The following is a 24,073-nucleotide window of genomic DNA, read 5'->3' on the forward strand; positions in this document are numbered from 1 at the left end:
TCGCCAGGAGGCTTCTGGCCCTGGCTGCCTCATTCACAGATCCGGCGCGCAGGCGCGGCATGTCCATTGCCGCAGAACAGGCATCCGTGTTGCGCCGGCTGGGTAATCGGCGGCGCGGCCGATTGATGGCTTGAAGCCGGCAGCGCCGGCGATCGAACAGGAGTGGCAAAGCAGTGTAACGTCTTGGAGGGGCAGGAGATGGGCAGGAACATCGTCGTCTTCGCCGACGGCACCGGCAACAGCGCCGCCAAGGCGTTCAAGACCAATGTCTGGCGCCTCTACCAGGCGCTGGACCTCACCGGGGGTGATCAGATCGCCGTGTTCAGCGACGGCGTCGGGACCTCGCAGTTCAAGCCGTTCGAGATCATCGGCCTGGCGCTTGGCTTCGGCGTCAAGCGCCGCGTTCTGGCGCTCTACAAGTTCCTCTGCCTCAACTATGAGCCGGGCGACAGGATCTTCGCCTTCGGCTTCAGCCGCGGCGCCTTCACCATTCGCGTGCTGGTCGGGATGATCGCCCGCGAAGGGCTGGTCAACTTCAAGTCGGAAGAGGAACTCGACCGCAACGCGCTCGCCACCTATCGGGCATACCGCCCCCAGGCCTTCGGTTCCTCGCTGCCCTGGGTCGTGTTCGCCCGCTTCGTGCGCGACAGGGCGGTCGACCTTTGGAACGAGATCACGGGGAGCCGCCCCTACAGCGCGGTCAAACCCGGGAATGACGAAGACCGTTCCGCCACCAGGATCCGCGTCGCCTTCATTGGTGTGTGGGACACCGTCTCCGCCTATGGCCTGCCGGTCGACGAGCTGACCAAGGCGGTGGACAAATGGGTCTGGCCGATGACATTCGCCAACAGGGACCTTCTCGGTGCCGTCGATTGTGCCCGGCAGGCCTTCAGCATCGACGATGAGCGGCGCACATTCTTTCCGATTCCCTGGAATGAGCGCGCGGCGGCAATGGCCGATCCGCGCCTGCTGCAGGTCTGGTTCGCCGGCTGCCATGCCAATGTCGGCGGCGGCTACCCGGACGACAGGCTTGCCCACATACCGCTGTGCTGGATGATCGGCGAAGCCGCGGAGCAGGGGCTGCAATTCAAGAAGGACCTGGTCGCCGACTATTGGGACTACGCGTCCGAGGCCGGGCGCATCTACGATTCGCGATCCGGCGTCAGCGTCTTTTACCGCTACCATCCGCGCGACGCCCAGGATCTGATGGAGCGTGACGGCCAGCGCATCAATCATGGCGTAAAGCCGCTGGTCGATGCGAGCGTCATAATCCGGATGGCCAAGGGATGCGACGACTACGCGCCGATCGCGCTGCCCGAACATATCGACGTGCTGTCGCCGCTCGGCGCGCGGATACCTTTTACCGGCCTGCCGGACAATCGCTTGACGCCGATGAGCGAGGCCGCCCCGATCGACAAATTGCCGCTCCCGGCCGGACGCAGGCGCGATCTGGCCGACATGGAAAACAACTTCCGCGAAGCGCTGGGCAAGCTTCAGGAGAACGACAATGGCGAGGCGCCGGCGCCCGGCGAAAAGAACGCCGCCGGCCCCGATCATTCGAAGGGCCGCCTGGAACGCGCGCAGCTGATGCGCGACACCGTGTGGTGGCGCCGTGGGCTGTATTATGCGCTGTTGTCGATCGGGGTGCTGTTCCTGGCGTTTCCGCTGTTTGCCGGCTACGTCACGCTCGATGTCGGCGGTGAGCTCGGAAAGTCCGCCTCCGGCCTCATCGGGCCGATCTTTGGCCTGGTCAGCGGCTTGCTGCCTGGTTTTGCCGCGCCATGGATCGATGCGGTGGTCAATCATCCGCCGGCGGCCGCAATCCTGGCCGCGCTGCTTGGCATTCTCCTTTGGGTCAACGGCGTGTTGCGCACGCGTATCAACGACCGTGCGCGGGCCGCCTGGAATGTCAACGCCGGGCGCAGCGCGACAATGCTGCAATCGAGCAGGAATGATGCGCATCGCCGCACGTCGCTGCTGGGAGCGGTCAGCCTCGGCATCGGCGCCTTGGCCGTGTGGCTTGGCGGAAATTACTACACCGGCTGGGTCTTCGCCGCAGGCGCGCTCGGGTCGTTCGCGACCTATCTCCTGCTGACCCGCAGGGGACCGCGCCACGGGGTCGCGCCGACCCCGGTTTCGCTCCGCTTCGCCCGCGCCGTGCGGACGAACCTGCTCGCCCAGTGGGTCTACGACAAGCTGAGGGAGTTCGTGCTGCCGGCGGTATTCCTTATCCTGTCGATCGGCCTCATCCTGTTTGCCGTCAACAAGGCCACATTCGAGGTCGCCGATTCGATGGGCGCCTTCTGCGCCAAACCCGGGCTTGGCGATCCGCCGGAAGGCGAAAGGCTGACGGGCACACCCTATCTCCTCCACACCGCCGACATGTGCGGCGACACCGGCAACTGGCTACAGCAAGGGGTTCGCTACGAGGTGGAGATTTCCATCATCGCAGGGGACCCATGGATCGACGGAGACGGGGACAAGGTCAAAGCGTGTGCCGATACACGCGGCGTCGCCAGCGGCGGTGTCGCGCATTATCTGGGAACGCTGATGAAACGCTGGTGGGCGGAGCCCTATTTCAAGCCCATCGCCCGCGTCGGCCGCTTCGGCAATGACGAGTATGTCCTCAACGCCGTCGAGCCGGTGATCCCCGGCCAATGCGCGAACATGAAGCTGACCGCCGAGATCAAGCCCAAGGCATCGGGTGAGCTCTATGTCTATGTCAACGATGCCGTGTTCGGCCTGCCTTGGGTCTCCGACTTCTTCTACCGTCACAACCACGGATCGGCCGAGGTGAAGGTCAGCAAGGTGAACGTGTTTCCCTGAGCCGGCTGGCCGTCACCGCGGCCCGCCGATCCAGTCGACCAGCAGGGCGGCAAGGCCGAAGGTCGCGCCGATGGCACAGACACAGGGCCATCCGCCCCAGCTCCAGGCCATGCCGGCCAGCAAGGAGCCGACGGCGCCGCCAAGGAAGAAGATGCCGACGAACAGGCCGTTCAGGCGCCCGCGCGCCCTGGGCTGCAACAGGTTGATGGCGCGGCGGCCGAGCGTCTGGTCGCCGGTGACGCCGATGTCGAGCAGCACGGCGCTGGTGCCCATCAGCATAAGCGGTTGCCAAGACGCTCCGGACTGGGAGGAGCCGGCCCAGGCGGCGAGCGCCATCGCGCCGATCAGCACGAGATGGCAGAAAATGGTTGCGGATCGCGTCCAGCCTTGGTCGCCGGCGCGGCCGAACAGCGGCGTGACCACGGCACCGCCGGCGCCCACCAATGCGAACAGCGCGATGCCGCGCTGGCCAAGGGCGAAGGGCGGCTCCGCGAGGCGCAAGGCCACCGCGGTCCAGAACAGGCTGAACGCCGCCATCACCAGGGCCGCCGTCAGTGCGCGGCGCCGCAGCATCGGCTCGTCGCGCAGCAGGTCGAACAGTGAGGCGATCAGCGCGCCGTAGGAGGACTTCGCCTCCGGGCGCCGGCGCGGCAAGGTGAAGGCGAGCACGCAGGCGAGCAGGACGAGTGCCGCGGCGCTGAGGCCGTAGAAGGCTCGCCAGCCCCAGGCGCCGGCGACAAGGCTGGCCAGCGGCCGCGCGAGCAGGATGCCTATCATCAACCCGCTCATCACATCGCCGATGACGCGGCCGGCCGCGCCGGGCGGCGCCATCGAGGCGGCGATGGGCACCAGGATCTGGATCGCCGAACAGGCGGCGCCGAGGACGAACAGGACGATCAGCAGCGAGGCGATGGTGGGCGCGAAGGCGGCGATGCCGGCCGCGAGGGCAGCCGCCAGGAGCATGCGCAGGATCAAGGCGCGGTTCTCGGCGAGATCGGCCAGCGGCACCAGGAAGAACAGGCCGGCGGCATAGCCGAGCAGGGTGGCCATGGCGACGAGACCGACACTCGCGGCATTGGCGCCGAGCGACGGGCCGATCAGCCCGACCAGCGTCTGCGGCGCGAACAGGTTGGTGACGATGATGCCGGTAGAGGCGGCAAAAAGCAGCGTCTGCGGACCGGTGATGGTGCCGGCGGGCAGCCGGTCGCACAATTGGCCGTCATTGGTGTCGAGCATAAGGTCCTCAATGAAGTTGCATATTGAGCGAGGACTTTATGCCGAAGGATTATCATGCTACAATTCAATCAATTCGATAATGATTATGCGAGATACGCATGAATATCCATGATCTCGAAGCCTTTATCGCGGTGGTGGAGACCGGCTCGATCGTCGGCGCCTCGGCAAGGCTCAACCTCACCCAGCCGGGCGTCACGCGCCGCATCCAGAACCTCGAGGACGGGCTGGCGACGGCACTGCTCGACCGCCAGTCGAAGCCGCTGAAGCCGACCGCCTCGGGGCGCCAGGCCTATGAGCATGGAAGGCGCGTGCTGCGTTCGCTGGAGGATCTGAAGGCCGGCGTGTCGCCGCAAGGCGAATTGAACGGCGAGTTCCGGCTGGGGATCATGCCCTACCTGTCGGACGCGGCCCTCGCGCTGCCGCTCGACCGGCTGCGCGCGGCGTTTCCGGACCTCACCTTGCGCATCACGTCCGGCTGGTCGCCACGCCTGGTGGAGCAGGCGGTGCGCAGCGAACTCGACGCGGTCGCGGTCTGTCTTCCCGACGGCGTCAAGCCGCCGGACGAACTGGTCTGCGACGATCTCGGCCTGCAGTCGGTGCTGCTGGTCGCCGCACCTGGTCTCGGCGTGCCGAAGCCCGTTGATCTCGCCATGCTTTCGCGCTTTCCCTGGGTGATGAACGAGAATGGCTGCGGCTTCCGCGCCTTCATCCGCCACACGCTGGAGGCGGCGCGGCTGCCTTTCCAGGTCGGGGTCGAGGCGATGAGCGCGGACCTGCGCATGTCACTGGTGGCGCGCGGCCATGGCATCGGCCTCGTCACCCCGGCCGCTTTCGCCGACAGCCCGTGGCGCGACAAGGTCGAGATCATCGACTGCACCGATTTCAGGCCGCGGGTGCGTGCCTGGATGCTGCATCGCCCACCCGCCGGACGGCTGAGCCGGCCGATCACGCTGTTTCGCGACGCGTTGCTGGAGGGGCTGGAGGCGCCGGTGCCGGTGCTGTCGTAGTTTTGGCCGATCAACTGGCAGTCGGCAGGACGGAGCGGGCGCGAAGGACTGAAGCGTGTCCATTCTCGCATCGCCACTCGCCATCATCCCAGAATAGCATCCGGGCCGGCGCCGCAGACGATGGCGCAGACGCGCTCGCCTTGCTTTATCCGCACGCGGTCCTCGGCAAGCGCCGCGATGGCGGCGGCGCCGCTGAGGTCGGCGGCGAGGCCCATCTCGAACCACAGGCTTCTGGCGGCGCGCAGCATCTCGTCGTCGTCGACCAGCACGATCTCGTCGACCTTGTCGCGGACGATTTCGAAGATGCGGTCGTCGGTTTTGGCGCAGGCCATGGTCGCCACCGAGGTCGTCACTCTGTCCAGCGCGACATTGCTTCCGGCCTCGAGCGCGCGCAGCAGCACCGGCGAGCCCGTCGCCTCGATGCCGACGACGCGCACATGCGGCGCCAGCGCCTTGATCGCTGTCGCCACGCCGCTGACCAGACCGCCGCCGCCCATGGCGACAAGCACCGTGGTGACATCCGGCATCTGGTCGAGGATTTCGAGGCCGACCGTGCCTTGCCCGGCGACCACCGCCGGGTCGGCGAAGGGATGGAAATAGACGGCGCCGGTTTCGCGGACGAAGGCTTGCGCGGCCTCGTTGGACTCGTGCCAGGCCGAGCCGACGATGCGGGTGGCCGCGCCCCAGGCGCGCAGCTTCTCGATCTTGGCCGGCGAGGCGTTGGTCGGCAGGAAGATGGTTGCCGGCACACCGGCCATGAAGCCCGCGCGGGCGGTGGCTATGCCATGGTTGCCACCCGACGCGGTGACGATGCCACGTTCCAGCGCGGCAGGGTCGAGCGAGAGCAGCCTGTTGGTGGCCCCGCGCGCCTTGAACGACCCGGTGACCTGCAGCAGTTCCAGCTTCAGCGACAGGTCGACGCCGCCGGCCAGCGGCGTCTTGAGGTTGGTGGCGGCGATCATCGGCGTGCGCCTGACATTGCCTTGGATGCGCGCGGCGGCAGTGCGGATGTCTTCCAGCGCGATCACGCCAGCTCTCCTTCATAGCGCGTGGCGACGGTGACGCAGCAATTGCCGACAACGACACGGCCGGGCTGGCGGCGGCCATAGACGATGCCGTCCGAGAGGTAGCGCACGGTCTCGGGCGCGCGGCCGGGGTCGGCCAGATTGTGGATGCGGCCGGCGTCCTCGCCGGCATGCACCTCGGCGCCCAGCGCGTGGAACGGTTCGAACACGCCATTGGTGGTGGCCAGCACATAGCCGTCATGGCCGGGAATGCGCAGGATGTTTTCGGGCCTCGCGGCAGGCGGCCCACCTGTCGGCGGCAGCACGCCGAGGTGGCTCAGCACATTGCGCACGCCCTTGCGGCAGATGCCGAGCGCGTCGAGCGAGACCGTGCCGGCGCCGGCCATCTCGGTGCCGACGGTGGTCAGCCCGGCCCGCACCGATGTGGCCGTGGAGGTGCGCGGCTCGCCGAGATTGTCGATGACGACGGTGAGCGGAGCGTCGAAGGCGAGCACCGCCTCCATGTTGCGCTTGCGGTGGGCGGCGTCGGGCGCCGGCTCGATGATGGCGCTGGGCAGGATGTTGAGCGAGGAGCCGCCGGAGTGAAGATCCACATAGGCATGTCCAAGCGGCATGACGACGTCGCTGACATAGGCCGAGATCTGCTGGGTGATGGTGCCGGTCGGATCGCCCGGGAACGTGCGGTTGAGGTTCAGCCCGTCGACGGGCGAGGTACGGCGGCCGGCCAGCACGGCCGGCAGGTTGATCGCCGGCAGGAAGATGATGCGGCCACTGACCATGCCAGGGTCGAGATCGCGGATGAGTTCGCCGAGCGTGATCGGCCCCTCATACTCGTCGCCATGGTTGCCGGCCTGCAGGATGACGGTCGGCCCGTTGCCGTTCCGGATCACCGCGAGCGGAATGCGGGTCGCGCCCCAGGCATCGTCATGCGGCGAATGCGGAATGTCGACGAAGCCGATCTGCTTGCCGGAACGGTCGAAATCGATGGTGGTGCGGGCGGTGGACATGCGGGCCATGTTTCTCTTTGAAACTCTAGGGATGGAGGTGGCGAGGGAGAGGCGGCGAGGGCGGGAAGGCCCCCGCCGCCGAAGACGTCAGATCGGCGGCAGGGTCGGCAGCGTGGTGCCGATCCACTTCTGCGACAGCGCCGAAAGCGAGCCGTCGAGCATGCCGAGATGGATGTAGGTGTCGAGCCAGCGCAGCAGCTCCGGGCTGCCCTGCTGGATGCCGATGTAGCAGGGCGAGAATTGCAGGATGAATTTGGGCTTCAGCTGCACCTTGGCGTCCTTGTCCATCAAATCCTTGGCCACGACATCGGCGGTGGCCAGCAGTTGCGCCTGACCGGAGGTGAAAGCGGCCGCGGCGGTGGCGTCGTCGTCGAAGCGCACGATCTTGGCGTTGGGCGCGGCCTTGGTCAGTTCGAGGTCCTGCGTCGTGCCGCGCGCCACCGCGATGGTCTCGTCCTTGAGTTCGGCCGGGCTCTTCACCGTGATGCTGTCGGGGCCGAAGACGCCGATCGAGAGCGCCGCATAGGGCGAGGTGAAGGCGATCTGCAGCGCGCGTTCCGGCGTCGCGCCCATGGCGGCGATGACGATGTCGAGGCGGTCAGTGACCAGGTAGGGCACGCGGTTGGCGCCGGTGATCTGCTGCAGCTCGAGCTTGACGCCCAGCGCCTCGGCGATCTTCCTGGCCATGTCGACATCGAGGCCGACCGGCTCGTTCTTGGCGTCGACCGAACCGAAGGGCGGCACGTCGATCGGCACGCCGATGCGCACCGTGCCGGCGGACAGGATTTTCTGCAGGTCGGCCGCTCGCGCCGGCATTGCCGAGACGGCGCCGGCCAGGAGCACGGCTGTGACGATCCTGGTGAGATGCTTGAACATGGAACTTCCCCTTTTTCTGGTTGGACTTTCTTTTCTTAGTGAAGGACGGCGCTCAGGAAGCTCCTGAGTTCGGCCGTACGAGGCTCGAGCAAGGTCTCACGCGCTGGCCCATCCTCGTGGATGCGGCCCTCGTGCATGAAGATCACGCGATCGGCGACGTTCTTGGCAAAGTTCATCTCATGGGTGACGAGCATCATGGTCATGCCTTCGCTGGCGACGCTTTCGAGCACGCGCAGCACTTCGCCGACCAGTTCGGGGTCGAGCGCGGAGGTGATCTCGTCGAACAGCATCAGGGTCGGCTGCATGGCCAGCGAGCGCGCGATGGCGACGCGCTGCTGCTGGCCGCCGGACAATTCGTCGGGATAGGCAAGCAGCTTGTCGGCGAGGCCGACCTTGGCGACCACGGCGCGGGCGACTTCGCGGGCGGCCGGCGTGTCGAGCTTGCGCACCAGCTTCAGCGCCAGCGTGACATTGCGCTCGACATTGAGGTGCGGGAACAGATTGTAGCTCTGGAACACCATGCCGGCGCGCTGGCGCAGCAGATTGAGGTCGGCCCTGGGCGCGGTGACGTCGATGCCGTCGACGACGATGCGGCCGGCCTGCACCTTCTCCAGCCCGTTGATGCAGCGAAGCATGGTCGACTTGCCCGAGCCCGAGCGGCCGATGACGGCGACGATCTCGCCTTTTTCCACGTTGAGCGAGATGCCCTTCAGCACCTCGACGGCGCCGAAGCGCTTGCGGATATCGGCGATCTCAACGAGCGACATGAAGTCTCCTTTCCAGCATGCGGGCGAGCTGGGAGAGGGAAAAGCAGATGACGAAATAGATGGCGGCGGCGGTGAGGTAGACCGGCAGCGGGGCAAAGGTCGCGCCGCTGATGATCTGGCTGGCGCGGGTCAGTTCGACGAAGCCGATCAGCGCGGTGAGCGAGGTGTTCTTCACCAGCTGCACGAGGAAGCCGACGGTCGGCGCGACGGAGATGCGGATCGCCTGCGGCAGCACGACATGGCCGAGGCGCTGCGCGTAGGTGAGGCCGAGCGCGGCGCCCGCCTCCCATTGCCGCTGCGACACCGATTGCAGGCTGCCGCGCCAGATCTCGCCGAAGAAGGCCGAAGCGTAGATCGACAGGGAAAGTGCCGCCGCCGTCCAGGCGTCGACCGAGAGGCCGACCAGCGGCAGGCCGAAGAAGAAGACGAAGAGCTGGCCGAGCAGCGGCGTGCCCTGGATCAGGTTGATCCAGGCGATGGCCAGCCAGTTGAGCGGCTTGAACGGGATGACGCGCAGGACGGCGACGACGATGCCGAGCAGCCCGCCGCCCACCGTGGCGGTGAGCGCCAGCAGCAGCGTCCAGCGCGCGGCCTCGATCAGGTAGACGATATCGGTGCCGCCAAATTCGCGGATCATCGGCGCGGCCTCCTGACGAAGACCATCCAGTAGACGCCGGCGAAGAAGGCCCGGAAGCCCAGCGTCAGCACGAGATAGGAAACGGTGATCAGCGTGTAGGTCTCGAAGGAGCGGTAGGTGCGCGAATCGATGAAGGCGGCCTGGTGGAACAGCTCGGTGGCGCCGATGGAGGAGACGACGCTGGTGGTCAGCATGATCAGCACGAACTGGCTGGCCAGCGCCGGGTAGATGGTCTTGACCGCCTGGAACAGCACGACATGGCGGAAGGTCTGGCCGGCGGTGAGGCCGAGCGAGCGGCCGGCCTCGACCTGGCTCTGGCGCACCGATTGGAAGCCGGCGCGCAGGATTTCCGCGCCATAGGCGCCCATGTTGATCGACAGCGCGATCAGCGCGGCGGTGTTGGCGCCAAGCTTGATGCCGATCGAAGGCAGGCCGAAGAAGACGATGAACAGCTGCACCAGCAGCGGCGTGTTGCGCAGCGCCTCGACATAGACGCGGGCGCAGGCGCGCAGCGGCATCAGCGGGCTGATCGAGGCCATGGCGACGATCAAGCCGATGGCAAGGCCGCAGAGCATGGTGACGACCGAGAACTGCAAGGTCAGCAGCACGCCTTGCACGATCTCGGGGATATAGCGCAGCAGGACATCAAATTTGAAATTATAGCTCATGGATGCAGAGCGTCCCCCTATGCAACTCCAGGCAGATCGCTATTTTCCGCTCGGATTTGCTGGACACCACGCTATCGTCGCTTCATATGTGACGTCAAGCGTCATCTATGAAGCGGATGCAAATGACGGACGACAAGCTCAATTACAGCGCGCCGGCCCTCGAAAAGGGGCTGGATATCCTTGAATTGCTGGCCAATGCCGGCCAGCCCATGGGCACGCGCCAGATCGCCGAGGAACTGGGGCGTTCGAAGAACGAGATCTTCCGCATGGTCCATGTGCTGCTTGCGCGCGGCTACATCCAGCGCGACGAGGGCGGCGAGGGGCTGATGCTGTCGAACAAGCTGTTCGGGCTTGGCATGCAGACGGCGCGCGCCCGCGACCTGGTCAGCACGGCGGCCCCCATCGTCGAGCGCTTCGCCGAGGAGGTGCACCAGGCGGCGCACCTGGTTGTCGCGCATCGCGGTGAAACCGTCATCATCGCGGCCGCATCGGGCGGGGCGGACATGAATTTCTCGCTCAAGCTCGGTTATCGCCGGCCGCTGGCGGATGCCCATTCCGGCCTCGTGCTGATGGCGTTCCAGCCCAAGCCGGTGCGTGACCGGATGATCGCCGAATGCCTGATGCTGATGCGCGAGCCGCCGGACCCGACGACGCTCGCCGCCGAACTCGACGCGGTGCGGGAGCGCGGCGCCATCATCCATGAGAGCCGCGACATCATCGGCGTGACCGACGTCGTCTGTCCGATCATCGCCGGCGACGGGCGCGCCGTGGCCTGCGTGACGGTGGCGGCGGTCAGCCGGCGCAGCGCCGCGCCCAATTTCGAGGCCATGCTGGCGCGGCTGAAGCTCGCTTGCGCCGAGATCGCGCATGAGCTTGGAGGGTAGGGGGCTCAGCCCGCGACGATGATGTCGCGCGGCGTGCGCGACAGCACCTGCGCACCGGTCGCGGTGACAAGCACATTGTCGATGATGCGGGCGCCAAGGCCCTCGGCGCCGATATAGACCGGCGGCTCGATGGTGACCACCATGCCGGCCTTCAGAATATGCGGGCTGTCGCCGATCATGTGCAGCGGCTCGGCCCAGCTCGGCGGAAAGCCCGGCCCCAGCGCATAGCCGGACGTGTGGACGCGGCAGGCTTCGAGCCCGGCCTCGCCGATGACGGCGCGAGCCGCCTGGTGCGGCACGGTTGCCGGCACGCCGTCGCGAATGGCCGCGATCATGGCGTCGCCGGCGCGCAGCACGATGTCGTGCAGTTCGGCCATGCGCGGCGTCGGCTTGCCCAGCGCGAAATTGCGGCCGATGGTGGCTGTGTAGCGGTTGAAGGTGGCGCCGAATTCGATGTTGCCGAAATCGCCATGTTCAAGCCGGCGCGCGGTCGGCGCGCCGTGGCTGTAGGCGGAGCGCGGGCCGGAGACGAGGTTGATCGGGCTGGCGGCGATGCCGCTGCCGTTGCGCAGCAAGGTCTCGTGGATGCCGCCGGCCAGCGCCAGTTCCGACAGGCCCGCCGCGAGCTCGCCGGCAAAATGCTCCATGCCAAGGTCGGCAAGGGCCGCCGCGCGCCTGATATAGCCGATCTCGACCGACGACTTCACCAGCTTCAGGCCGGCGATCAGTTCGGTCGCCTCGGTGAGCAGTGCATCGCCGATGACGGCGCGAAGGCCGAGATAATGATGTGGGTGAAGATAGTAGGCTGGCACTTCAAGGCCGACGCGCCTGCCGAGCACGCCGTGGCGCCGCGCCATGCCGGCGAAGGCCGCGACCGGATCCTCGTTCTCGCCGCCGCCATAGCCTTGTACCTCGCCGGCAAGGGCGTCCGTCTCGAATTCATGCACCTCGCCCTGGCGTGTCAGCACGACGAGCGGCTCGTCACGCGCGCCGACCAGCAGGCATTGGAATTCCTGGTAGCTCTTGGCGTCGCTGCCGGTCAGCCAATGGATGGAGGCGGGGTGGACGGCAACCAGCCAGTCGAGGTCGCGTGCGGCCATGGCGGCGCGCACGCGCGCCAGCCGGTCGGCGAATTCGGCGGCGGTGAAATCGTGTTTCGACATCAGTCTCGCGTCACCGCCATCGCCTCGATCTCGATCAGCAGGTTCTCGAAGGCAAAGCCGGCGACGCGGATCGCGGTCACCGCCGGACCAGGCTCGGGGTAGAATTCGCGCTGCACGCGGGCAATCACCGCGCGCGTCGCCTCGATCCCGGCCCAGCTGCCTTCGGCATGATAGTAGATATAGAGCTTGGCGACGTCGCTTTCGTCGAGCCTGCCTTCGGCCAGCGTGCGGCGGATGAACTCGAAGACGTTGCGGGTCTGCGTCTCCATGTCGTCGCCGACGGCCTGCGCCTTGTCGTCGGCCGAGATCTGGCCGCCGATGAAGGCGAGCCCGCCGATCTTCCAGCCTTGCGTGAACTGGGTGTTGGGAATGCTCCAGTCCCAATGGTTGGCCGGCTGCAGGCGCTGCTTGTCGTCGCCGAGCATGCCGATGCCCTCGACCTGGATCAGTTCGTCGGGATCGCCCATGCCCTGGACGCGCAGTCCGGCACCGGCCGCCGAAGGCACCGACATGTAGCGGCGGCGCACATTGGTCATCTTCTCCCAGTAGTCGGTGACCTCGCGGCCCTCGCCGAAAAAGCGGAAATAGGTGTTCTGGCGCATCAGGCTGTGGCGATCGCCGCCGCCCGACCGCAGCATGGTGTCGAGGTTGCGGAAGGCCTCGTCGGTCTGCACCTCGATATCGCCGAGCCCGAGCACATTGCCTTCGGCATCGAGCGAGCGCTGGCCGCCGACAAACAGCATGTCGCCGACCTTCCAGCCATGGACGAAGGGCAGCTCTCTGCGCCAGCGCCAGTGACCCGGCGGGTCGAGCTGTTCGCGCTTGCCGCCGACCACCACCCAGGCGTCGACCATCAGCAGCGCGCCCTCGCGGTCGAGGCTGCAGCGGATTTCCGTGGTGGTCGGGCCGGGGGCGGCGAAACAGCCGGCGCGCACGGCATCGAGTTCGTCGAGGAAGGCGCCGACGGCATCGGCCTCGCAACTGAAATAGATGTTGTGCTTGACCACATCGGCCATGCCGGCGCCGGCCTGGGCGAGAAGGGCCGCCAGCCGGTCGAAAATGACGCGCGCCTGACCCGTTATGCCGGTTGCAACGATATTGCCGCTGGCGTCCGTCGCCATCAGCCCGCCGATGAAGACCAGATCACCGGCGCGGACGGCCTGCGGCGCCGATCCCTCGATATCGCTGAATGTCTGCATCCGCACCACGTATCCTCCCGCCGATTTTCTACTTACTTACCTGCAAGTCAGTATTCCGTCAAATGCTGGGGATGCCGCAAAGCTTCGGCGTCCAAGGCCAACGCATTTGGCTATGATGGAAGGCATGGACGAGACCGACACCAGACAGGCGATCAAGGATACGGCGCTGGAGCTTCTGGTGCGCCACGGCTATCGCGGCACCAGCTTCGGGGATATTTCGGCGGCGCTCGGCACGACCCGCGCCAACATCCACTATCATTTCGGCAACAAGCAGGCGCTCGTCGACGAGGTGCTTGGCGACTACATGCAGGAGACGCTGAGCGGCTTGCGCGCGGTCTGGTCGGCGCAAGGATCCAGCCTCTCGGATCAGGTCGAGGCGATGATCGCCTACAGCCGCGCGCGTTTCAGCCATTTCAATCCGACCGGCACCGAAGGGCGCGGCTGGAGCCTGATCTCGCGGCTGCGCCAGGATGCCGATCTGCTGGGCGACCGCGGCCGGCAGATGCTCGGCCATTTCGGCGTCGAGCTCTCGGCGCTGTTCGCGGAGGCGCTGTCATCGGCGGGTCGGCGCGGCGAGCTTGCGCCCAATGTGGTGCCGGCCGACGCCGCGCTGCTGTTCGCGGTGATAGCCGACAATGCCGCGCCGATCACGCTTGCCGAGGGCGGTTTCGAGCGGCTGGAGCGGACCTATCGCAGCTTGCGGCAGATGATCGAGAACCGGCCCTGAACGATTCAAGGTACGGCTCTATCCGCTTGTTTATCCCCAGCTAATCTCGCCCGACTCGAGACGGGTGCGAAATTCCTCCAGCTCGGCATCGGCAATGCCGGCGATCTCGGCCTCGGCCGGGTAGCTGCCGGCGGCGACCTCCTTGCGAAAGCCTGACAGCGCCGCGACGCGGGCTTCGCGGACGGCCTTGTGGAGGGCGGCCAGATTGCCCCAGGCGCGGGCGTGGCGGGGCAGGCGGGCGCTTTCGCCTGATATGTCCGAGGTGAACAGGAACACCACATCGGCTGATGGACCGGACCCCAGCGAGACCGTGACCAGCCCGGTGCGGCGGTTGATCTCGGCCATGACCTCGGCTGGAATGATCTCGCATTCGACGGCGAAGGCGCCGGCATCTTCCAGCCGGCGGAAGCGGTCCCACAATTCGAGCGCCTCGGTGGCGGTCTTGCCGACGGCGCGGATGCCGCCGACCCAGGTCGATTTGCGCGGCACGAAGCCGAGATGGCCCATCACCGGGATCTGCTCGTTGGCGAGCATGCGCACGGTCTCATGGCCGCGTCCGGTGATGACGGCGTCGGCGCCGGTCGTGATCGCGCTGAAAGCGGTGCGCAGGATCTCGTCCGATGTCACCGCGTCGGCGAAGCCGAGGGCGGCGGTGACGAAGACACGGCGCGAGCCTTCACGCACGCGCGCCACATTGGCGGCACGGCAGACGACCATCTCGATGCCGGCGGCCTCCGCCGCCGCGGCCTCGTCCGCCGTCTCGGCCGTCACCTGCGCGACGTGCCCGCCGCTGCCCTTCAGCGCCCGCAGGCTGGCGACGGTTGCGGAGCGCTCGACCTCGCGGCCGCCGAAGTCGAAGATGCGGGGCATGTCAGCCTTTCAGCTTCTTCGCGTAGTAGTCGGGCGCGACAACGCCGGGCTTGGAGAACCAGGCCGGCACGTCGACGCCGGAATAGATGAGGATGTTGCCCCAGGGGTCGAAGGCGCCGGTGCGCACGATGACCTTGGCCTTTCTGGCCATCTCGCCGAGGATGGTCTCGTGCGTGGTCGTCTCGAAATCGGCGTCGGGAAACAGGCGCTTGAGCTTCGCCAGCAGCGGCGCGTTGTGCACCGGCAGCGTGTCGGCATAGCCGACGCGCTCGGCGATCAGGTTCGCCGCGATCGGGCCGAGCACCGTTTCCAGGTCCGGCACGTCGGGCGAGATGGCGAGATCGATGCGCCAGGCGCTCGACGGGATCGGAAAGCCCGCGTCGCAGACGATCATCAGATCGCCGTGGCCCATCGAGGCGATGGCGTGCGACAGTTCGGCGTTGAGCAGGCGGTTCCGGTTCATCTCTTTTCCTTCCGTGTTATTTCTGGGGCCATGTCGTCTTGAGGGCTTCGGCGAACAGCGCGTCGGCCTGACCACGTTCGGGCAGGCCGGGGATGACGCCGAGCCTTGTGCAGGCTATGCCGCCGCATACGACGCCGAAGCGCACGGCGTCGACAATGTCGCGGCCCTCGGCCAGCGCCACGGCGAAGCCTGAGTTGAACGCGTCGCCGGCGCCGGTGGTGTCGACCACCTCGACCGGCACGGCCGGCACCATGATGTCGAGTTCGTCGGTGAGGATGAGCGCGCCGCTGCGGCCGAGCGTCACCACGACGTTGCGCACGCCACGGCGTCGCAGTTCGCCGGCCAGTTCGCGTGACGAGCGCGGATCGTCGGCGGGCAGGCCAAGCAGGATGCGCAATTCGCTTTCGTTCGGGGTGAGATAGTCGACATTGGCGAAGATCGCGTCGGGAAGCTGGCGCGCGGGCGCGGGGTTGAGGATGGTGCGGGCGCCGTGCCTGCGGCCAAGCTCCATGGCGCGGGCGGCGGCCGCTATCGGCACTTCGAGCACGGTCATCACCACATCGCTCTGCGCAATGCGCTGTTCGGCGGTGTCGACGACCGCCGCGTCCATCAGCTCGTTGGCGCCCATGTCGAGGATGATGAAATTCTCGCCCTTGTCGTTGAGGATGATGAAGCCGACGCCGGTGGCGCGTTCCGTCCGTGTCGTCACAAAGCTCGCATCGACGCCCTCGGCGGCATAGAGGTCGGTGGCGATGCCGGCCAGCTTGTCGGTGCCGATGATGGCGACCAGCGAGGAGGCGGCGCCGAGCCTGGATGTCGCCACCGCCTGGTTCGAGCCCTTGCCGCCGGCGCCCATGTCGAAATCGGTGCCAAGCATCGTTTCGCCGAAGATCGGCAGTTTCGGCGCCCGCATGGTCAGGCCGACAGCGAAGCTGCCGACGATGGTGATCCTTGGTGCGGTCTGGGGTTTGCTCATCAATCGCCTCGTTCAGGACGCCATGGCGCGCGCCAGGATCGCTTCCTCGTTGATGCCGGCTCCGGTCAGTTCACCCGAAACGCGGCCATTGCGCAGCACCAGAACGCGTTCGGCGTTCATGATCAATTCGGGAATCTCCGACGAGATCATCACCACCGCCACGCCTTCGCCGGCGATGCCGCGCAATATGGCGTAGATCTCGGCCTTGGCGCCGACATCGACGCCGCGCGTCGGCTCGTGCAGCACCAGCACGCGCGGATTGGTGACGAGGCTGCGGCCAAGGATGATCTTCTGCTGGTTGCCGCCGGACAGCGTGGCTAGCTTCTGGCCGAGATGTGAAATGCGCGCATCGAGCCGGGCGACCTGCGCGCGCGCCTCGCGGCGCACGGCACCACGCCGCATGAAGCCGGCCAGCGAAAAGCGCGGCAGCGAGGCCGAGACGACATTGTTGGCGACGCTCATGCTCAGCAGCGCGCCGGCGCCGCGCCGGTCGGCCGGCACCAGCGCCATGCCGTTGCGGATCGAGGCCCGCGGGTCGGCGGCGCGCAATTCCGTGCCGTCGATGGTGACGCGCCCGCGCCGGGCGCAGAGGCCAAACAGGGCTTCGCCGAGCATGTCCTTGCCGGAATCCGGCAGGCCGCCAATGCCGAGGATCTCGCCGGCGCGGGCATGGAAGCTCAGCTCGTCCAGGCTCGGCGCGGTCAGCTTTTCGACGGCGAGCACGATCGGCGCCTCATGCGAGCGCGCCTCGGCTTGCAGCGACCACTGCGCCGCCGTGTCGAGTTCGCGGCCGACCATGGCGCGGATCAACCGGTCCTCCGACAGGCCGTCATTGTCCATGGTCTCGATGGTGCGGCCGTCTCGCATCACGGTTATGCGGTCGGCAAGGTCGAGCACTTCCTTCAAATGATGCGAGACGTAGATGACGGTGACGCCTTCGCCGCGCAACTGTTTGACGATCTCGAACAGGCGGTCGCTCTCTCGCTTGGAGAGCGCCGAATTGGGTTCGTCCAGCACCAGCACGCGGGCGCGCTGGCGGATGGCGCCGGCGATCTCGACCAGTTGCATCTCGGCCACCGACAGGCGCGAGACCCTGGTGTCGGGATCGAGCGTGCCCATGCCGAGCCGGGTCAGCGCCGCGCGCGCCTCGCGCCGCATCTCGTCGCGCGGCACCAGCGACACGACGGAGCGCGTCGCCATGTCCGACATCATGATGTTCTCGGCGATGGTCAGGGTCGGGCAGAGCGCCAGCTCCTGGTAGACCACGGTGATGCCGGCGGCGCGGCTGGCGAGCGGCGAGGCGATAATCGCCGGCTTGCCGTCGATGCGGATCTCGCCGCCATCGGGCTGCAGGTCGCCGGCCAGCATGTTCATCAGCGTCGATTTGCCGGCGCCGTTCTCGCCGATCACGGCATGCACCTCGCCGGCGCGGAAGGCGACGGAAATGCGGTCAAGCGCCAGCACGCCGGGGAACCGCTTGGTCAGGCCGGAGATTTCGACGATCGGGGCAGGGGTCTGGGTGTCTGTCATGAACCTGCTGGCTTGGGGCTGGCTGAATGCGTGCAAGCGGCCGCCGGTCCACTGGGATCGGCGGCCGTGCGGGCTGTCGATTACTTCTTCTTGGCGACTTCGGCGATGTTCTCCTTGGTGTAGATGCCGACGCCGGTATCGACATTGTCGATCGGCTGGCCCTTGAGGAACTTCACCAGCAGGTCGACGGCGGCAAAGCCCTGCTTTTCCGGCGCCTGGTCGATCGTGGCATCGACATTGCCGTCCTGCACGAGCTGCACTGTCTGGTCTAGCAGGTCGAAGCCGACCACCTTGACCTTGTCGGTGGCCTTGTTGCGTTCCACCCAGGTGCCGGCGGCCGGTGTCGAGCAGCATTCGAGCGACAGCACGCCCGAGATCGACGGGTTGGCGAGCATGGCGTTCTCGATCGCCGAATAGATCTTCTGCGGGTCGGTGCCGGTGTTGAGCGTGTTGACAACTTCGATGCCGGGCTCGGCCTTGAGCGCTTCGCGAGCGCCTTTCTCGCGGTCGAGCGACCATTGCGCGGCGGCGTCGATGGTGGTGATCATCACCTTGCCCTTGCCGCCCAGCACCTTGGACATCAGCTTGCCCGCCTCGCGGCCGGACTGGACGAGGTCCTGGCCGGCGAAGGCGAGGCGCTTGCTCTGGGGATTGTCGGTGTTGAAGGTGACGACCGGGATGCCAGCGGCAATGACGCGGTCGATCACCGGCGCCAGCGCGTCGGTTGAGACCGAGGAGATCGCCAGGCCGTCCATCTTGCCCATCAGCGTCTCGATCTCCGAGATCTGGCCGTCGGCATCGGCGCCGACCGGGCCGATGAACTGAGCGCCGACCTTGTCCTCCTTGGCGGCGCGCTCGACGCCCGCCTTCATGAACGGCGCGAATTCGTTGGAGACGTCATGGTAGGAGACGTAGAAGTCGAGCGGCTGGCCGGCATCGATCTTGGCCTTGATGCGGGGCGCAAGCTGGAAATCGGCGAGCTTGGATTCGGCATGGGCCGAGAGCGGAAGAAGGCCGATCGCTGCCGCGAGAATGACGTGTCTGATGTTCATGGATAGTCCTCCCTTTTTGGTTCTGGTTGCTTCTGTCTTCTGCGATTAACCCGCTCGGCGCGTGCTCCATTTGTCGATGCCGACCGCGATGATGATGACCAGGCCGATCATCAGTTCCTGCACGAAGGGCGACACGCCGAGCAGCACAAGGCCATTGCGCATGACGCCGATGATGAGCACGCCCAGTATGGTGCCGAGGATCGTGCCTTCGCCGCCCGACAGCGAGGCGCCGCCGACAATGGTGGCGGCGATGACGTCGAGCTCGAGGCCAAGGCCGGTGCGTCCGGCCTGGCTGGACGGCAGGAAGGCGAGGCCCAGAATGCCGGCGAAGGCGGCAAGCACGCCCATCAGGATGAAGGCCGATATCTTGACCTTGTTGACGGAGATGCCGGAAACGCGCGCCGCCTTGGCGCTGCCGCCGACGGCATAGACCCGGAAGCCGAAATTGGAGAAGGACAGGACAAGCCAGGCCAGCACAGCGACGATGACCAGGAACACCAGCTGCATGGGAATGATGGTGAAGAGGTAGCCCTGGCCCATGAAGGAGAAGGCCTGCAGCACATCGGGCAGCGCGCCATTGCGGGCGTTGACCGTCACCGGCTGGCCATTGGTCAGGATCAGCGCCGCACCACGCACGATGGACAGCATGCCGAGCGTGGCGATCAGGGAGGGCAGGCGGCCATAGGTGGAGAGCACGCCGTTGATGAGGCCGATGACGACGCCGGTGGCGAGGCCGACGCAGATCGCCGGCAGCAACCCCCAGCCGGCGATGATCAGCATGCCGGTGGCGAGGCCCGAGAACGCATAGGTCGAACCGACCGAGAGGTCGACCTCGCCCGCGATCAGCACGAACGTCATGCCGACCGCCATGATTCCGAGCAAGGAAATCTGGCGCCCGACATTGAGCAGGTTGAGCGATGTCAGGAATCCATCGGTGGCGAAGGACAAGAACAGGCACAGCACGAGCAGGGCGATGAACACGCCTGCCTCGCGCGCCCGCAAAAGCCGCGCCAGCGTGAATCGGTCCGTGGCTGGCGCGCGCGCGCCGGTCCTGACCGCATGGGCCATACAGCATCCTCCCTCAGCGTGATCGGCCGGTCCTCACCAGCGTGACCACTCTTCCATTCCATCGATCCGAGCCGAGCTCGTGCGCGGGCCGATGCATTCGTGCCGATCCCAAACTGATTCAGGGTCGGGCTCTATCCCCCTGTTCGGCCATGATCTTTCGAAAAGGGATCATGGCCATGGCGTGGGCGTCGCCGCCCATGCCGCTATTCTCGCCGCGTCAGGACGCCTGGCGGAACGAACCGGCCGGCACCTTGCGCAGCTCGTCGAAATTCCCGTATTCGCGAACCTTCTTGAACGGCGCGTTCTCGACGGCGTTGTAGGAGCAGATGTAGCCCCAGCGATAGGTGTCGGACCGGTTGGCATCGGAGCGGTGCAGGAGATTGCCGTCGAAGATCAGCGCGTCGCCGGCTTCCATCTCGACATAGATGTGCTCGTAGCGCTTGAGTGCTGCTTCCAGATGTTCCTGCTCGACATTGGTCTGGTCGTTCTCGCGGATATGGTTGAGGCGGCCGAGCTTGTGCGTACCCTTCAGCACCTGCAGGCAGCCATTCTCCCGTGTTGCCTTGTCGAGCGCGACATAGATGCTCATCATCTCCGGCGCCAGGCAGCCGTAGTTGTACCAGTAGCCGAAATCCTGGTGCCATTCCCAGGCGCCGCCCTCATTGGGCTGCTTCATCGTCATCTTGTGGCTGTAAAGGTAGATCGGCTTGCCGACGGCGTCTTCCGCCAGATCGACCATGCGCTCGTCGCGGGCGAGCAGCCCGTATTTGTCGTCCTCGGCCTTGGTCCACATCTTCAGAAGGGTGGTCTTGCCCTCCTTGTCGCCCTTGGCCATCACGGCGCCATTCTTGTTTTCCGCTTCCAGCTGCGCACGGGCATGGTCGCGAAAATCCTCCACTTCCGCCACGCTGAGCAGTCCCCTGCGGATAATATAGCCATCACGGGCGTAGTCTTCCGCCTCTTTCCTCGTCATCGCCAGCATCGTCTTGCCTCCCTGGACTGTCGGGCCGCCAGCGGCGCAAGGCGCCGGGAAAGCCCGTGAAACTGGGGTTCTCGGTAAAAGCCCGCAGAAATCCCCGACCTCATGCGAGCAACCATAGCGACGCTGGCGGCGAACAAAATGGACAGCAAGACGCTTGTTTTGTATAAAACGCGCATATGAACAAGACGGATGTTTTCGAGAGTTTCCACTATGTGCCGGCCGCCGGCTGGACGCGCACGGCCTTCAGCGTGCTGCGCGCCGGCAAGGTGGCGGCGGCGCGCGATTACCGCATAGAACGGCCGGTCTATCCCGGCCAGGACATCCTCTACTGCCTGTCGGGGAGGGGCCATGTCGAGACGCTTGGGCAGCGGCTGGACGTGCGTGCTCACCAGCTGGTGTGGATGGCCAACGAGGCGCCGCATGTGCATTGCGCCGATCCGGACGAGCCGTGGACGCTGCTGTGGTTTCGGCTCGACGGCCCGGACCCGGCGATCCTGCGGCGCAAGCTGTTCGGCGAGGGCGTGTTGCGCACCGGCTTCACGGAAGCGACCAGCCCGGCGCCATGGTTCGAGCGGCTGTTTTCGGCGCTGCGCCGGCGCGACGCCGGCCTCGACCTGCGGCTGAACCAGCTGGTCGCCGAGTTCCTGCTCCTGGTCGATCGCGCGGTGAACGGCGCCGGCAATGACGATCTGCCGAAGCCGCTTGCCTCGGCGCTCGACGCCATGCGCGCCGAACCCGGCTTTGCGTGGGCGGCATCCGACCTTGCCACCGTCACCGGGCTCGGCGCCTCGCAGGTACGGCGGCTGTTCCAGAAACATCTGCGCACCAGCCCGCATCAATGGCTGATGCGCGAGCGGCTGATGCAGGCGCAATCGCTGCTGGTGCAGGGTGATCAGCCGCTGGCCGAAGTGGCGGAAGCCTGCGGCTTCTGCGACGTCTACCATTTCGGGCGCGAGTTCAAACGCTCCGTGGGCATTTCGCCGGCCGCCTGGCGGCGCAGCGAGTTGAGTGCCGCGCCGGGGCGGTAGGAGAGCAGAGTCTTTTCAGGGGCTTGGGCGTGTGTGCTCAGATTTTGAATCGGCGCGGTCGCTTCCGATCGCCAGCGTCAGCGCCGCCCCTCATTGCCCTGCCGGGCATTTCTCCCCGTATAGGGACGGGGAGAAATGGGCTGGCCGCGATGCCGCGCTCTTCTTGCAAACGTCGGTGATTGGCGAAGGCGGCGATGACAGCGCCCCTCTCCCCGTCCCTATACGGAGAGAGGATGCCGGCAGGCAGGTGAGGGGCGGCGCTGACGTCTGTTGAATGTCACAGCCGAACTCGAAACCGAAAGAGATTGCCCGGCGGCTTGCCCTTGAGAATCCGTCTGCCTTCAGCAACATGACGAACATGCACAAGCCGACTTCCACCCCACCGCGCAAATCGCAAATGGCGCTGACCGAGGAACTCGTCGCGCGCACCATGCGCGTGGTCGAGGATGCCGGGCCGACGCCGGGCATGGTCTATATGCTGGATGCCGACTATGCGCGGTTTCGCGACGAGATCCTGGCCTCCGCGCCGCCTGGACCGCTGAAGCTGTTTGCCTATGGCTCGTTGCTGTGGAAGCCGGCCGGCGAGGTGCGGGGTGGCGAACGGGCGGTGGCGCGGGGCTGGCACCGGTCGTTCTGCTTCACGGTGCAGCGCTTTCGCGGCACGCTTGAGCAGCCCGGCCTGATGATGGCGCTCGACCGCGGCGGCCAGTGCCAGGGCATGGTGTTCGAGATCGCCGAGCCGGTCGCGGCCAATCTGGAGGCGCTGCTGCGCCGCGAAATGACCATCCTGCCCGCCGTCAACGTGCCGCGCTGGCTGCGGGTCAGCACGGAAGGCGGGGCGAGCCGGGCGCTGGGCTTCGTCGTCGATCCGGCCAATCCGCGCTATGCCGGCAAGCTGGACAAGGCCGCGGTGGCGGCGACTTTGGCCAGGGCCGTCGGCCATTGGGGCTCAGGCGCGCAATATCTGTTCGAGACGATCCGCCACCTCGACGCCTGCGGCATACGCGATCGCAATCTGTGGCAGCTGCAGGAACTGGTGGCGCAGGAGATCGGGCGTACCCAAGCGGCTCTCTAGCCGCCCGCGGGACTTGCGGGGGCCACGCGAACCAGGAAATCCCGAAAGCTTTCCGGCGGCTTGCCGGTAAGCGCGGTGAAATCGCTGGAGATATGGCCGGTGGCTCCGGTGACGAGGATCATTCCTGCCGCTCCAATCTCGCTCTTGACGAACATATATCCCTGCGGTTATACGTCAACCAATAGCCAACGGGTTATCGATCCGACATGCCGGACGCTCATGACATGCTCTTCAGGACACTCGCCGATCCGACCAGGCGGGCGATTTTCGAACGACTGTGCCGCAAGGGCGAGCAGACGGTGGGGGCGCTGACGAGCCAGTCCGGGGTCTCGCAGCCGGCGGTGTCGAAGCATCTCGGCGTGCTCAAGCAGGCCGGTCTGGTGCGCGACCGCCATGAGGGCCGCCAGACGCATTACAGTGCGCAGCTTGGCGCGCTGGCGCCGCTGATGGACTGGACACGTGAGATGGCCGGGTTCTGGGAAAGCCGGTTCGACGATCTCGAGGATTTGCTCAAAAGGATGGACCAGTGAACGATAGGGCCCAGGAGACCCGCACTGTCGTCGTCGAGCGGCAGATTTCCCATCCGCCGGAAAAGCTCTGGCGCGCGCTGACGCAACCGCATCTGATCGAGGAGTGGCTGATGAGGAACGATTTCAAGCCCGCTGTCGGCCACCGCTTCAACATCAGCGCCGATTGGGGCGGCGTGCTGGATTGCGAGGTGCTGGCCATCGAACCGAACAAGACGCTGTCCTACAGCTGGAACCTCGTGCATCAGGATCCGGCGTTCGATCTCAGGAGCGTGGTGACCTTCACGCTCACCCCTACGCCAACGGGAACGCATCTGCGCATGGAACAATCCGGCTTCCGGCCCGAGCAGCGGCGCGCCTATGGCGGCGCAAGAACCGGCTGGCCGCAATTCTTCGAGAAGCTGGAGCAGCTTCTCGACCGGACGGACTGAGCTTCGGCCGAACGAACCCAACACCTGACTTCACCGGGCGGCCTGGCCG

At 66.4% G+C, this 24,073-nt stretch carries 25 protein-coding genes; 8 read left to right on the forward strand and 17 right to left on the reverse strand.

The annotated features are described in order from the left end of the window. The first annotated feature begins 198 nt into the window (after positions 1-198). On the forward strand, positions 199-2,826 hold the full coding sequence (locus tag AC07SZ_RS32325) for a T6SS phospholipase effector Tle1-like catalytic domain-containing protein (RefSeq protein WP_494917514.1): 2,628 nt from the start codon (positions 199-201) through the stop codon (positions 2,824-2,826). A 12-nt stretch (positions 2,827-2,838) separates the two neighbouring features. Here the strand turns inward: AC07SZ_RS32325 and AC07SZ_RS32330 are convergent, their stop codons facing one another. Then, complete coding sequence (locus AC07SZ_RS32330) at positions 2,839-4,062, reverse strand: MFS transporter (protein WP_494917515.1); 1,224 nt, start codon at positions 4,060-4,062, stop codon at positions 2,839-2,841. 98 nt (positions 4,063-4,160) lie between these two features. On the opposite strand from AC07SZ_RS32330, the gene AC07SZ_RS32335 reads away from it, so the two are divergent. Next, positions 4,161-5,069, forward strand: coding sequence for a LysR family transcriptional regulator (locus AC07SZ_RS32335; protein ID WP_065005256.1), 909 nt, complete (start codon positions 4,161-4,163; stop codon positions 5,067-5,069). An 83-nt stretch (positions 5,070-5,152) separates the two neighbouring features. Here the strand turns inward: AC07SZ_RS32335 and AC07SZ_RS32340 are convergent, their stop codons facing one another. The 6 genes from AC07SZ_RS32340 to AC07SZ_RS32365 all read right to left on the reverse strand — a co-directional run bounded on the left by AC07SZ_RS32340 (position 5,153) and on the right by AC07SZ_RS32365 (position 10,049). Beyond that, complete coding sequence (locus tag AC07SZ_RS32340; protein WP_494917516.1) at positions 5,153-6,097, reverse strand: threonine ammonia-lyase; 945 nt, start codon at positions 6,095-6,097, stop codon at positions 5,153-5,155. Then, positions 6,094-7,110, reverse strand: coding sequence for a succinylglutamate desuccinylase/aspartoacylase family protein (locus AC07SZ_RS32345; protein WP_065005258.1), 1,017 nt, complete (start codon positions 7,108-7,110; stop codon positions 6,094-6,096). Before AC07SZ_RS32345 ends, AC07SZ_RS32340 begins: the two co-directional genes overlap by 4 nt. Positions 7,111-7,188: 78 nt before the next feature. Then, positions 7,189-7,977 carry a transporter substrate-binding domain-containing protein gene (locus AC07SZ_RS32350; protein ID WP_056570895.1) on the reverse strand — a complete coding sequence of 263 codons (789 nt, stop codon included), beginning with the start codon at positions 7,975-7,977 and terminating at the stop codon, positions 7,189-7,191. 35 nt (positions 7,978-8,012) lie between these two features. After that, positions 8,013-8,744 carry an amino acid ABC transporter ATP-binding protein gene (locus AC07SZ_RS32355; RefSeq protein ID WP_056570897.1) on the reverse strand — a complete coding sequence of 244 codons (732 nt, stop codon included), beginning with the start codon at positions 8,742-8,744 and terminating at the stop codon, positions 8,013-8,015. After that, positions 8,731-9,381, reverse strand: a complete 651-nt coding sequence (locus AC07SZ_RS32360; protein WP_065005261.1) for an amino acid ABC transporter permease — start codon at positions 9,379-9,381, stop codon at positions 8,731-8,733. Before AC07SZ_RS32360 ends, AC07SZ_RS32355 begins: the two co-directional genes overlap by 14 nt. Then, a complete protein-coding gene (locus AC07SZ_RS32365; protein ID WP_140774189.1) occupies positions 9,378-10,049 on the reverse strand; it encodes an amino acid ABC transporter permease in 672 nt (223 codons plus the stop codon). Before AC07SZ_RS32365 ends, AC07SZ_RS32360 begins: the two co-directional genes overlap by 4 nt. A gap of 122 nt (positions 10,050-10,171) precedes the next feature. Between AC07SZ_RS32365 and AC07SZ_RS32370 the strand changes: the two genes are divergently transcribed. Next, positions 10,172-10,933: an IclR family transcriptional regulator gene (locus AC07SZ_RS32370; protein WP_172349324.1), complete on the forward strand. Its 762-nt coding sequence runs from the start codon at positions 10,172-10,174 to the stop codon at positions 10,931-10,933. Between the two features lie 5 nt (positions 10,934-10,938). On the opposite strand, the gene AC07SZ_RS32375 is transcribed toward AC07SZ_RS32370, so the two are convergent. Further along, positions 10,939-12,096, reverse strand: coding sequence for a M24 family metallopeptidase (locus AC07SZ_RS32375; protein WP_494917517.1), 1,158 nt, complete (start codon positions 12,094-12,096; stop codon positions 10,939-10,941). Continuing rightward, the gene (locus tag AC07SZ_RS32380) at positions 12,096-13,295 is read right to left on the reverse strand and encodes a RidA family protein (RefSeq protein ID WP_494917518.1); all 1,200 of its coding nucleotides are present in this window, start codon (positions 13,293-13,295) and stop codon (positions 12,096-12,098) included. Before AC07SZ_RS32380 ends, AC07SZ_RS32375 begins: the two co-directional genes overlap by 1 nt. A 124-nt stretch (positions 13,296-13,419) precedes the next feature. Here AC07SZ_RS32380 and AC07SZ_RS32385 point away from each other — a divergent pair, with 124 nt between their 5' ends. Continuing rightward, entirely contained in the window at positions 13,420-14,022 is a 603-nt protein-coding gene (locus tag AC07SZ_RS32385; RefSeq protein ID WP_494917519.1) for a TetR/AcrR family transcriptional regulator, read from the forward strand. A 30-nt stretch (positions 14,023-14,052) separates the two neighbouring features. Here the strand turns inward: AC07SZ_RS32385 and AC07SZ_RS32390 are convergent, their stop codons facing one another. The 7 genes from AC07SZ_RS32390 to AC07SZ_RS32420 form a co-directional block, all read right to left on the reverse strand. Further along, positions 14,053-14,892, reverse strand: a complete 840-nt coding sequence (locus tag AC07SZ_RS32390; RefSeq protein WP_494917520.1) for a 3-methyl-2-oxobutanoate hydroxymethyltransferase — start codon at positions 14,890-14,892, stop codon at positions 14,053-14,055. Position 14,893: 1 nt separating this feature from the next. After that, positions 14,894-15,355: a D-ribose pyranase gene (rbsD, locus tag AC07SZ_RS32395; protein WP_065005267.1), complete on the reverse strand. Its 462-nt coding sequence runs from the start codon at positions 15,353-15,355 to the stop codon at positions 14,894-14,896. Between the two features lie 16 nt (positions 15,356-15,371). Further along, positions 15,372-16,331 carry a ribokinase gene (locus tag AC07SZ_RS32400; protein WP_244494062.1) on the reverse strand — a complete coding sequence of 320 codons (960 nt, stop codon included), beginning with the start codon at positions 16,329-16,331 and terminating at the stop codon, positions 15,372-15,374. Positions 16,332-16,343: 12 nt separating this feature from the next. Then, complete coding sequence (locus tag AC07SZ_RS32405; RefSeq protein WP_056570917.1) at positions 16,344-17,861, reverse strand: sugar ABC transporter ATP-binding protein; 1,518 nt, start codon at positions 17,859-17,861, stop codon at positions 16,344-16,346. An 80-nt stretch (positions 17,862-17,941) separates the two neighbouring features. Then, positions 17,942-18,913, reverse strand: a complete 972-nt coding sequence (locus AC07SZ_RS32410) for a sugar ABC transporter substrate-binding protein (RefSeq protein ID WP_494917521.1) — start codon at positions 18,911-18,913, stop codon at positions 17,942-17,944. Positions 18,914-18,958: 45 nt separating this feature from the next. Next, positions 18,959-19,981 (reverse strand): ABC transporter permease, encoded by a 1,023-nt coding sequence (locus AC07SZ_RS32415; protein WP_494917522.1) that lies wholly within the window; start codon positions 19,979-19,981, stop codon positions 18,959-18,961. Positions 19,982-20,198: 217 nt separating this feature from the next. Continuing rightward, positions 20,199-20,963, reverse strand: coding sequence for a phytanoyl-CoA dioxygenase family protein (locus tag AC07SZ_RS32420; RefSeq protein WP_056570923.1), 765 nt, complete (start codon positions 20,961-20,963; stop codon positions 20,199-20,201). A gap of 176 nt (positions 20,964-21,139) precedes the next feature. Here AC07SZ_RS32420 and AC07SZ_RS32425 point away from each other — a divergent pair, with 176 nt between their 5' ends. Both AC07SZ_RS32425 and AC07SZ_RS32430 read left to right on the forward strand, forming a co-directional pair. Further along, positions 21,140-21,991, forward strand: coding sequence for an AraC family transcriptional regulator (locus AC07SZ_RS32425; RefSeq protein WP_244494063.1), 852 nt, complete (start codon positions 21,140-21,142; stop codon positions 21,989-21,991). Positions 21,992-22,340: 349 nt separating this feature from the next. Beyond that, positions 22,341-23,066, forward strand: a complete 726-nt coding sequence (locus tag AC07SZ_RS32430) for a gamma-glutamylcyclotransferase (protein WP_081294852.1) — start codon at positions 22,341-22,343, stop codon at positions 23,064-23,066. Here AC07SZ_RS32430 and AC07SZ_RS32435 read toward each other — a convergent pair. Continuing rightward, the gene (locus AC07SZ_RS32435; protein WP_494917523.1) at positions 23,063-23,188 is read right to left on the reverse strand and encodes a hypothetical protein; all 126 of its coding nucleotides are present in this window, start codon (positions 23,186-23,188) and stop codon (positions 23,063-23,065) included. The genes AC07SZ_RS32430 and AC07SZ_RS32435 overlap by 4 nt on opposite strands. Positions 23,189-23,272: 84 nt before the next feature. On the opposite strand from AC07SZ_RS32435, the gene AC07SZ_RS32440 reads away from it, so the two are divergent. Further along, complete coding sequence (locus AC07SZ_RS32440) at positions 23,273-23,596, forward strand: ArsR/SmtB family transcription factor (RefSeq protein ID WP_494917524.1); 324 nt, start codon at positions 23,273-23,275, stop codon at positions 23,594-23,596. Further along, on the forward strand, positions 23,593-24,024 hold the full coding sequence (locus AC07SZ_RS32445; protein ID WP_494917525.1) for an SRPBCC family protein: 432 nt from the start codon (positions 23,593-23,595) through the stop codon (positions 24,022-24,024). The genes AC07SZ_RS32440 and AC07SZ_RS32445 overlap by 4 nt, the downstream gene beginning before the upstream one ends. Positions 24,025-24,073 lie beyond the last annotated feature (49 nt).

Source organism: Mesorhizobium sp. GW821-FHT07A06, from assembly GCF_059419085.1.

Excerpts from the sequence above, each read along its gene's own strand:
- AC07SZ_RS32365 (WP_140774189.1), bottom strand. The coding sequence starts at position 10,049 with ATGAGCTATAATTTCAAATTTGATGTCCTGCTGCGCTATATCCCCGAG.
- AC07SZ_RS32355 (WP_056570897.1), bottom strand. The coding sequence starts at position 8,744 with ATGTCGCTCGTTGAGATCGCCGATATCCGCAAGCGCTTCGGCGCCGTC.
- AC07SZ_RS32405 (WP_056570917.1), bottom strand. The coding sequence starts at position 17,861 with ATGACAGACACCCAGACCCCTGCCCCGATCGTCGAAATCTCCGGCCTG.
- AC07SZ_RS32360 (WP_065005261.1), bottom strand. The coding sequence starts at position 9,381 with ATGATCCGCGAATTTGGCGGCACCGATATCGTCTACCTGATCGAGGCC.
- AC07SZ_RS32425 (WP_244494063.1), top strand. The coding sequence starts at position 21,140 with ATGAACAAGACGGATGTTTTCGAGAGTTTCCACTATGTGCCGGCCGCC.
- AC07SZ_RS32330 (WP_494917515.1), bottom strand. The coding sequence starts at position 4,062 with ATGCTCGACACCAATGACGGCCAATTGTGCGACCGGCTGCCCGCCGGC.
- AC07SZ_RS32345 (WP_065005258.1), bottom strand. The coding sequence starts at position 7,110 with ATGGCCCGCATGTCCACCGCCCGCACCACCATCGATTTCGACCGTTCC.
- AC07SZ_RS32410 (WP_494917521.1), bottom strand. The coding sequence starts at position 18,913 with ATGAACATCAGACACGTCATTCTCGCGGCAGCGATCGGCCTTCTTCCG.
- AC07SZ_RS32415 (WP_494917522.1), bottom strand. The coding sequence starts at position 19,981 with ATGGCCCATGCGGTCAGGACCGGCGCGCGCGCGCCAGCCACGGACCGA.
- AC07SZ_RS32435 (WP_494917523.1), bottom strand. The coding sequence starts at position 23,188 with ATGATCCTCGTCACCGGAGCCACCGGCCATATCTCCAGCGATTTCACC.
- AC07SZ_RS32375 (WP_494917517.1), bottom strand. The coding sequence starts at position 12,096 with ATGTCGAAACACGATTTCACCGCCGCCGAATTCGCCGACCGGCTGGCG.
- AC07SZ_RS32400 (WP_244494062.1), bottom strand. The coding sequence starts at position 16,331 with ATGAGCAAACCCCAGACCGCACCAAGGATCACCATCGTCGGCAGCTTC.
- AC07SZ_RS32350 (WP_056570895.1), bottom strand. The coding sequence starts at position 7,977 with ATGTTCAAGCATCTCACCAGGATCGTCACAGCCGTGCTCCTGGCCGGC.
- AC07SZ_RS32420 (WP_056570923.1), bottom strand. The coding sequence starts at position 20,963 with ATGCTGGCGATGACGAGGAAAGAGGCGGAAGACTACGCCCGTGATGGC.
- AC07SZ_RS32335 (WP_065005256.1), top strand. The coding sequence starts at position 4,161 with ATGAATATCCATGATCTCGAAGCCTTTATCGCGGTGGTGGAGACCGGC.
- AC07SZ_RS32390 (WP_494917520.1), bottom strand. The coding sequence starts at position 14,892 with ATGCCCCGCATCTTCGACTTCGGCGGCCGCGAGGTCGAGCGCTCCGCA.
- AC07SZ_RS32440 (WP_494917524.1), top strand. The coding sequence starts at position 23,273 with ATGCCGGACGCTCATGACATGCTCTTCAGGACACTCGCCGATCCGACC.
- AC07SZ_RS32370 (WP_172349324.1), top strand. The coding sequence starts at position 10,172 with ATGACGGACGACAAGCTCAATTACAGCGCGCCGGCCCTCGAAAAGGGG.
- rbsD (WP_065005267.1), bottom strand. The coding sequence starts at position 15,355 with ATGAACCGGAACCGCCTGCTCAACGCCGAACTGTCGCACGCCATCGCC.
- AC07SZ_RS32325 (WP_494917514.1), top strand. The coding sequence starts at position 199 with ATGGGCAGGAACATCGTCGTCTTCGCCGACGGCACCGGCAACAGCGCC.
- AC07SZ_RS32385 (WP_494917519.1), top strand. The coding sequence starts at position 13,420 with ATGGACGAGACCGACACCAGACAGGCGATCAAGGATACGGCGCTGGAG.
- AC07SZ_RS32430 (WP_081294852.1), top strand. The coding sequence starts at position 22,341 with ATGACGAACATGCACAAGCCGACTTCCACCCCACCGCGCAAATCGCAA.
- AC07SZ_RS32380 (WP_494917518.1), bottom strand. The coding sequence starts at position 13,295 with ATGCAGACATTCAGCGATATCGAGGGATCGGCGCCGCAGGCCGTCCGC.